This window comes from Cupriavidus sp. R6-3 (genome assembly GCF_059772245.1).
Genome location: NZ_JCBAJO010000243.1, coordinates 1 through 6,821, shown reverse-complemented (window position 1 = coordinate 6,821; position 6,821 = coordinate 1). Strand labels below are relative to the sequence as shown.

The 6,821-nt window shown below is 68.6% G+C and carries 5 protein-coding genes and 1 pseudogene; all 6 read right to left on the bottom strand.

Annotated features, from left to right (window positions below):
• The coding region (gene murC, locus AC6EI8_RS22785; RefSeq protein ID WP_498382944.1) for a UDP-N-acetylmuramate--L-alanine ligase at window positions 1-1,130 on the bottom strand (1,130 nt) is incomplete at its 3' end.
• Window positions 1,131-1,197: 67 nt separating this feature from the next.
• A complete protein-coding gene (gene murG / locus AC6EI8_RS22780; protein WP_150082107.1) occupies window positions 1,198-2,274 on the bottom strand; it encodes an undecaprenyldiphospho-muramoylpentapeptide beta-N-acetylglucosaminyltransferase in 1,077 nt (358 codons plus the stop codon).
• 222 nt (window positions 2,275-2,496) lie between these two features.
• On the bottom strand, window positions 2,497-3,765 hold the full coding sequence (ftsW, locus tag AC6EI8_RS22775; RefSeq protein ID WP_149316567.1) for a putative lipid II flippase FtsW: 1,269 nt from the start codon (window positions 3,763-3,765) through the stop codon (window positions 2,497-2,499).
• Complete coding sequence (locus tag AC6EI8_RS22770; RefSeq protein ID WP_498382943.1) at window positions 3,762-5,324, bottom strand: Mur ligase family protein; 1,563 nt, start codon at window positions 5,322-5,324, stop codon at window positions 3,762-3,764. The genes ftsW and AC6EI8_RS22770 overlap by 4 nt, the downstream gene beginning before the upstream one ends.
• A gap of 66 nt (window positions 5,325-5,390) precedes the next feature.
• A complete protein-coding gene (gene mraY / locus AC6EI8_RS22765; RefSeq protein WP_023264842.1) occupies window positions 5,391-6,560 on the bottom strand; it encodes a phospho-N-acetylmuramoyl-pentapeptide-transferase in 1,170 nt (389 codons plus the stop codon).
• Window positions 6,561-6,653: 93 nt separating this feature from the next.
• A pseudogene (locus tag AC6EI8_RS22760) lies at window positions 6,654-6,821 on the bottom strand (UDP-N-acetylmuramoyl-tripeptide--D-alanyl-D-alanine ligase); the annotation flags it as partial.

Sequence of the window (6,821 nt, the reverse complement as noted above, 5' to 3'; positions counted from 1 at the left end):
CAGTCGCGCGTGCGCGTGAACCGATGCGGCTGGAACGCCAGCACCAGGCGGCGGCCCGGGAACGCGCCGCGGGCGGCGGCCAGCGTCGCCGCCATCTCGACCGGGTGATGGCCGTAGTCGTCGACCAGCGTGAAGGTGCCGCTGCCGTCCGCGCAGGCCACCTCGCCATAGCGCTGGAAGCGCCGGCCGACGCCGTGGAATTCGCGCAGCGCCTTGACGATGGCGGCGTCGGGCACCTCCAGCTCGGTGGCGATCGCGATCGCCGCCAGCGCGTTCTGCACGTTGTGCAGGCCCGGCAGGTTCAGCACCACGTCGAGCGGCGGCTCGGCATGGTTGTTCAGCTGGCGCAGCACCGTGAAATGCATCTGGCCGTCGACCGCGCGGGCGTTGACCGCGCGCACCTGGGCGTCCTCGGCGAAGCCGTAGCGCACCACCGGCTTGGACACGAACGGCAGGATCTCGCGCACGTTCGGGTCGTCGACGCACAGCACCGCGATGCCGTAGAACGGCAGCCGCTGCGTGAATTCGATGAAGGCCTGCTTCAGACGGGCAAAGTCATGCCCGTAGGTGTCCATGTGGTCGGCGTCGATATTGGTGATGACCTCGATCACCGGGAACAGGTTCAGGAACGACGCGTCCGATTCGTCCGCCTCGGCGACGATGAAGTCGCCGGTGCCCAGCCGCGCGTTGGCGCCGGCCGAGTTCAGCCGGCCGCCGATCACGAAGGTCGGATCGAGTCCGCCCTCGGCCAGCACCGACGCCACCAGGCTGGTGGTGGTGGTCTTGCCGTGCGTGCCGGCGATCGCGACGCCCTGCTTCAGGCGCATCAGCTCGGCCAGCATCACCGCGCGCGGCACCACCGGAATGCGCTTGGCGCGCGCGGCCAGCACCTCGGGGTTGTCGCCGCTGACGGCGGTCGACACCACCACCGCGTTGGCGCCGGCGATATGCGCGGCGTCATGGCCGTGCATCACCGTCGCGCCCAGCGCGGTCAGGCGTCGCGTCGCGGCGTTGCTGCCCATGTCGGAACCGGACACCCGGTAGCCGAGATTGAGCAGCACCTCGGCGATGCCGCTCATGCCGGCGCCGCCGATGCCTACGAAGTGGATGTTCTTGACGATATGCTTCATGAATCCGTTGCTTGTCGGTGGACCTCGATCCCTCGGTTCCCCGTGCTCATTCCTGCCAAATCCCTGGCTAATCCCTGGCCAGCTCGCTGCAGACCTGCGCCACGCGCCGGGTCGCATCCGGCTTGGCGAGTCCGCGCGCACGCTGCGCCATCTCTTTCAGTTGCGGCCGCGACAGCCGGGCCAGCGTCTGCGCCAGCCCTTCCGCGGTCAATGCGTTCTGTTGCACCAGCAGCGCGGCGCCCTGTTCCGACAGGAAGCGCGCGTTGGTGGTCTGGTGGTCGTCCACCGCATGCGGGAACGGCACGAACAGCGCGGCCACGCCGGCGGCCGCCACTTCCGATACCGTCATCGCGCCGGCGCGGCAGATCACCAGATCGGCGTCGGCATACGCCTGCGCCATGTCGTCGATGAAGGGCACCGCTTCGGCCGCGACCCCTGCCGCGGCGTAGTTCGCCCGCAGCGTGTCGATCTGCTTGACGCCGGCCTGGTGCCGCACCAGCGGCCGCTCGCCTTCCGGCAGCAGCGCCAGCGCCTGCGGGACCACCGCATTGAGCGCCGCCGCGCCGAGGCTGCCGCCGACCACTAGCAGCCGCAGTGGACCCTGGCGGGCGTCGTAGCGCGCCGCCGGCTCGATCAGCGCCGCCACTTCCTCGCGCACCGGATTGCCGGTCCACTCGGCGCCGGGCAGCGTCTGCGGAAACGCGCACAGCACGCGATCGGCGACCTTGGCCAGCACCTTGTTGGCGAGCCCGGCGATCGAGTTCTGCTCGTGCAGCACCAGCGGCCGGCCCAGCAGCGAGGCCATCATGCCGGCCGGGAAGGTGATATAGCCGCCCATGCCGAGCACCACGCTCGGGCGCACCCGGCGCAGCGCGCCGATGCTCTGCCAGAACGCGCGCAGCAGGTTCAGGGGCAGCAGCAGCTTGGTCAGCAGCCCCTTGCCGCGCAACCCGCCGAACTGGATGAACTCCATCGGGATGTCGTGCTTCGGCACCAGGGTGGCTTCCATGCCGGTGCGGTTGCCGAGCCAGACCACGCGCCAGCCCTGCGCGCGCAGCGCATGCGCGACGGCGAGCCCCGGGAACACATGGCCCCCGGTGCCGCCCGCCATCACGAGCAGGGTGCGTGGCTGCGTGGAACTCATACCTTCCCTCCACGCATCAACACGCTGTTTTGGCTTCGGCCGCTTCGCTTAACTTCCTGCTGGCGCAGGAAGTTAGCCTGCGCCGAAATCGGGCGTTGCTGCGTTCCGGTCATACCTTCCCTCCACGCATCAACACGCTGTTTTGGCTTCGGCCGCTTCGCTTAACTTCCTGCTGGCGCAGGAAGTTAGCCTGCGCCGAAATCGGGCGTTGCTGCGTTCCGGTCATACCTTCCCTCCACGCATCAACACCCGATTTTCGTAATCGATACGGAGCAGCAAGGCCAACGCGACGCAGTTCATCAGGATCCCCGAACCGCCGTAGCTGACCATCGGCAGCGTCAGGCCCTTGGTCGGGAGCAGGCCCAGGTTCACGCCCATGTTGATGAAGGCCTGCCAGCCGATCCAGATGCCGATGCCCTTGGCGACCAGCCCGGCGAAGGTGCGGTCCAGCTGCAGCGCGGTGCGGCCGATCGAGAAGGCGCGGCGCACCAGCCAGTAGAACAGCACGATCGCGGTCAGCACGCCGATGAAGCCCAGCTCCTCGCCGATCACGGCCAGGATGAAGTCGGTATGCGCCTCGGGCAGGTAGTGCAGCTTCTCGATGCTGCCGCCCAGCCCCACCCCGGCCCATTCGCCGCGGCCGAAGGCGATCAGCGAATGCGTCAGCTGATAGGCCTTGCCCAGCGCGTATTCCTCGCGCCAGGGATCGAGATAGGCGAAGATCCGCTCGCGCCGCCACGGCGACACCGCGATCAGCAGCGCGAAGGTGCCCACCGCGATCGCCACCAGCGCGCCGAACAGCTTGCCGTTGACGCCGCCAAGGAACAGGATGCCCATCGCCACCGCGGCGATCACCAGGAAGGCGCCCATGTCGGGCTCGAGCAGCAGCAGCATGCCGACCACCGCCACCGCGACGCCCATCGGCAGGAAGCCCTTGCCCAGGCTCTGCATCCATTCCTGCTTGCGCACCGTGTAGTTGGCCGCGTACAACACCACCGCCAGCTTCATCAGCTCGGACGGCTGGAAGTTCATCAGGCCCAGCGGAATCCAGCGGCGCGCGCCGTTGACGCCCTTGCCGATGAAGGGCACCAGCACCAGGATCAGCAGGATCAGCGCCAGCACGAACAGCTTGGGCGCATAGCGGTCCCAGTACTTGACCGGCACCTGGAAGGCCAGCAGCCCGACGCCGAGCCCGATCAGCAGCGAGAACGCATGGCGGATCAGGAAATGGCTCTCGCGGTAATTGGCAAAGCGCGGCGAATCGGGCAGCGCGATGGTCGCCGAATAGACCATCACCAGGCCGAGCGCCAGCAGCACGATCGCCACCCACAGCAGCGGCTGGTCGTACTCCATCATCCGCGAGCGGGTCGGCTTGACGCCGGACACCGCATCGCGCAGCCCTTCCCAGGCATTGCCGATGGTCGCGCCGACGATGGTGGCGCCGACGAAGCCGCTGCGCTTGGCCTGGCGCTCTGCCTGCATCTCGCTCATGGCATGATCCCCCGGGACAGCGCCAGTTCTTCCACCGCGGCGCGGAACACTTGCGCGCGGTGCACGTAATTGCGGAACATGTCCAGGCTCGCGCAGGCCGGCGACAGCAGCACCACGTCACCCGCCTGGGCCTGTTCGGCGGCCAGCCGCACCGCCGCTTCCAGCGCGCCCTCGTCCGAGCCCGCGTCGAGCAGCGCAACTCCGGTGCCTTCCAGCGCCGCGCGCAGTTCGCCGGCGGCCTTGCCGATCAGCACCACCGCGCGCGCGTACTGCGCCACCGGCGCCGCCAGCGGCGAGAAATCCTGGCCCTTGCCCTCGCCACCGGCGATCAGCACCACGCGCTTGTCGAGCCCGGACAGCGCCGCGACGGTCGCGCCGACATTGGTGCCCTTGCTGTCGTCGAAATACTCGACGTCGTCGATGGTGGCGATCCACTCGACCCGGTGCGGCTCGCCGCGGTACTCGCGCAGGCCGTGCAGCAGCGCGTTCAGCGGCAGATCGATGGCGCGGCACAGCGCCAGCGCCGCCATCGCGTTGGTGGCGTTGTGCATGCCGCGGATATGCAGCGCATCGGCCGGCATCAGGCGCTTGTGCCGCACGGGTACCGGCGCGGCCTCGTCGCCCGCGGCGCTCTTGCGGCGGCGCGGCCTGGCCTCTTCAGTTTCGCCATCGGGCTCCGCCAGCACCAGCCAGGGCATGCCGCCCTCGCGCAGGATGCCGAAGCTGCCCGGCACTTCGGGCAGGTCGGTGCCGAAGGTCACCGGGACCATGCCCGGGCGCGCCATCTCCATCGTCAGGCGGTCGTTGCGGTTGAGCACCTGCACGCATGGGGCACCGTCGGCACCGTCGGCCCCCACGGGCTGCGCCGGCCCGAAGATGCGCTGCTTGGCGGCCGCGTAGGCCTGCATGGTGCCGTGCCAGTCCAGATGGTCCTGCGTGACGTTGAGCACCGCGGCCGCATGCGGCGCCAGCGTATGCGTGGTCTCCAGCTGGAAGCTGGACAGCTCGAGCACCCAGACCTCGGGCAGCGTCGCCGAGGCGATGCAGGCCGACAGCTTGTCCAGCGCCGACGGACTGATATTGCCGGCGACCGCGACGGTCTTGCCGGCGCGCTCGACCAGCCGGCCGGTCAGCGCGGTGGTGGTGGTCTTGCCGTTGGTGCCGGTGATCGCCAGCAGCTTCGGCGCGTAGCCGGCCTCCGCCTGCAGATGCGCCAGCGCGCGCGCGAACAGTTCGATCTCGCCCCACACCGGGATGCCGCGCTCGCGCGCCGCGTCCAGCAGCGCGCCGGTATCGGGCTCGGTGGGCGACAGGCCCGGGCTGATCGCGATCAGCCCGATGCCGTCGAGCAGCGCCGGCAGGGCGGACGCAAAGGCGGCGCCGCCGACGAATTCGGCCGAGGGCAGCTCGGCCTGCAGGAAGGCGAGATTGGCGGGCGCCGGACGCGTGTCGGCGACGCGCAGCGCGCAGCCATACCGGCCGCACCAGCGCGCCATCGCCAGGCCCGATTCACCGAGGCCCAGTACCAGCACATGAGGGGTCTGCAACTCGCCAAACACTTCGTTTCCTGCCCTTGATTTCCTGTCGTCGATTCAACTTGCCGGTCTGCGTTCCGCCTGTGCGCCTCAGCGCAGCTTCAGCGTCGACAGCCCGATCAGCACCAGCAGCAGCGTGATCACCCAGAAGCGGACCGTCACCTGCGTTTCCTTCCAGCCGCTCAGCTCGAAATGGTGGTGCAGCGGCGCCATGCGGAACAGCCGCCGCCCTTCGCCATAACGGCGCTTGGTGAACTTGAACCAGGTGACCTGCAGCATCACCGACACCGTCTCGGCGACGAACACGCCGCCCATCACGAACAGCACGATCTCCTGGCGCACGATCACGGCAATGGTGCCGAGCGCCCCGCCCAGCGCCAGCGCGCCGACATCGCCCATGAACACCTGCGCCGGATGCGCGTTGAACCACAGGAAGGCCAGGCCCGCGCCGGCCATCGCCGAGCAGAAGATCAGCAGCTCGCCCGCCCCGGGGATATGCGGGAACAGCAGGTACTTGCTGTAGACCGCGTTGCCCATCACGTAGGCGAACACGCCGAGCGCGCTGCCGACCAGCACCACCGGCATGATCACCAGGCCGTCGAGGCCGTCGGTCAGGTTGACGGCGTTGCTCGAGCCGACGATCACGAAATAGGTCAGCACGATGAAGCCGGCCACGCCCAGCGGGTAGCTGACCTCCTTGAAGAAGGGCACCAACAGGTTCGACTTGTAGGGCATGTCCAGCGACAGCCCGCCCTCGACCCAGCTCAGGAACAGCTCCCACACCTTGACGTTGCTGGCCTCGGAAATCGAGAAGGCCAGATAGACCGCGGCCACCAGCCCGATCAGCGTCTGCCAGAAATACTTCTCGCCGCTCGACATGCCACGCGGGTCGCGATAGACGACCTTGCGGTAGTCGTCGACCCAGCCGATCGCGCCGTAGCCGAAGGTCACCAGCATCACCACCCAGACGAAGCGGTTGCCCCAGTCGCACCACAGCACCGTCGAGATGCCGATCGACAGCAGCACCAGCACGCCGCCCATGGTCGGCGTGCCGGACTTGACCAGATGGGTCTGCGGGCCGATGGTGCGCACCGCCTGGCCGATCTTCATCTCGGTCAGCTTGCGAATCACCCACGGACCGAGCGCGAGGCCGATCACCAGCGCCGTGAGGTTGGCCATCACGGCGCGGAAGGTCAGATAGTTGACGACCCGCAGGAAGCTGTAGTCATCTTGCAGCCATTGGGCCAGGGCCAATAACATCGTTCTTCGTTTTCCTGTCTGCTGCCGCCGCCCCTCGTTCAGGGGCCTGGCGGCCAATTCCAATCAATCGTTAAGCTTCACTGCCGTTCAGTCTCAACCCTTGTTCGCCGGCCCCGCCGACTCAGCCGACCCGGCCGACGGCGTCACCAGCGCGTCGACCATGCGCTCCATCCGCATGAAGCGCGAGCCCTTGACCAGCACGGCGCTTGCCCGCGCGACGGTGCCGTCCGCATCGGCGGCCAGCCTCGTCGCCAGCGCGTC

What these genes read in the sequence shown, in the direction of transcription:
- murG (WP_150082107.1), bottom strand. Translation starts at nt 2,274, where the DNA reads ATGAGTTCCACGCAGCCACGCACCCTGCTCGTGATGGCGGGCGGCACC.
- ftsW (WP_149316567.1), bottom strand. Translation starts at nt 3,765, where the DNA reads ATGAGCGAGATGCAGGCAGAGCGCCAGGCCAAGCGCAGCGGCTTCGTC.
- mraY (WP_023264842.1), bottom strand. Translation starts at nt 6,560, where the DNA reads ATGTTATTGGCCCTGGCCCAATGGCTGCAAGATGACTACAGCTTCCTG.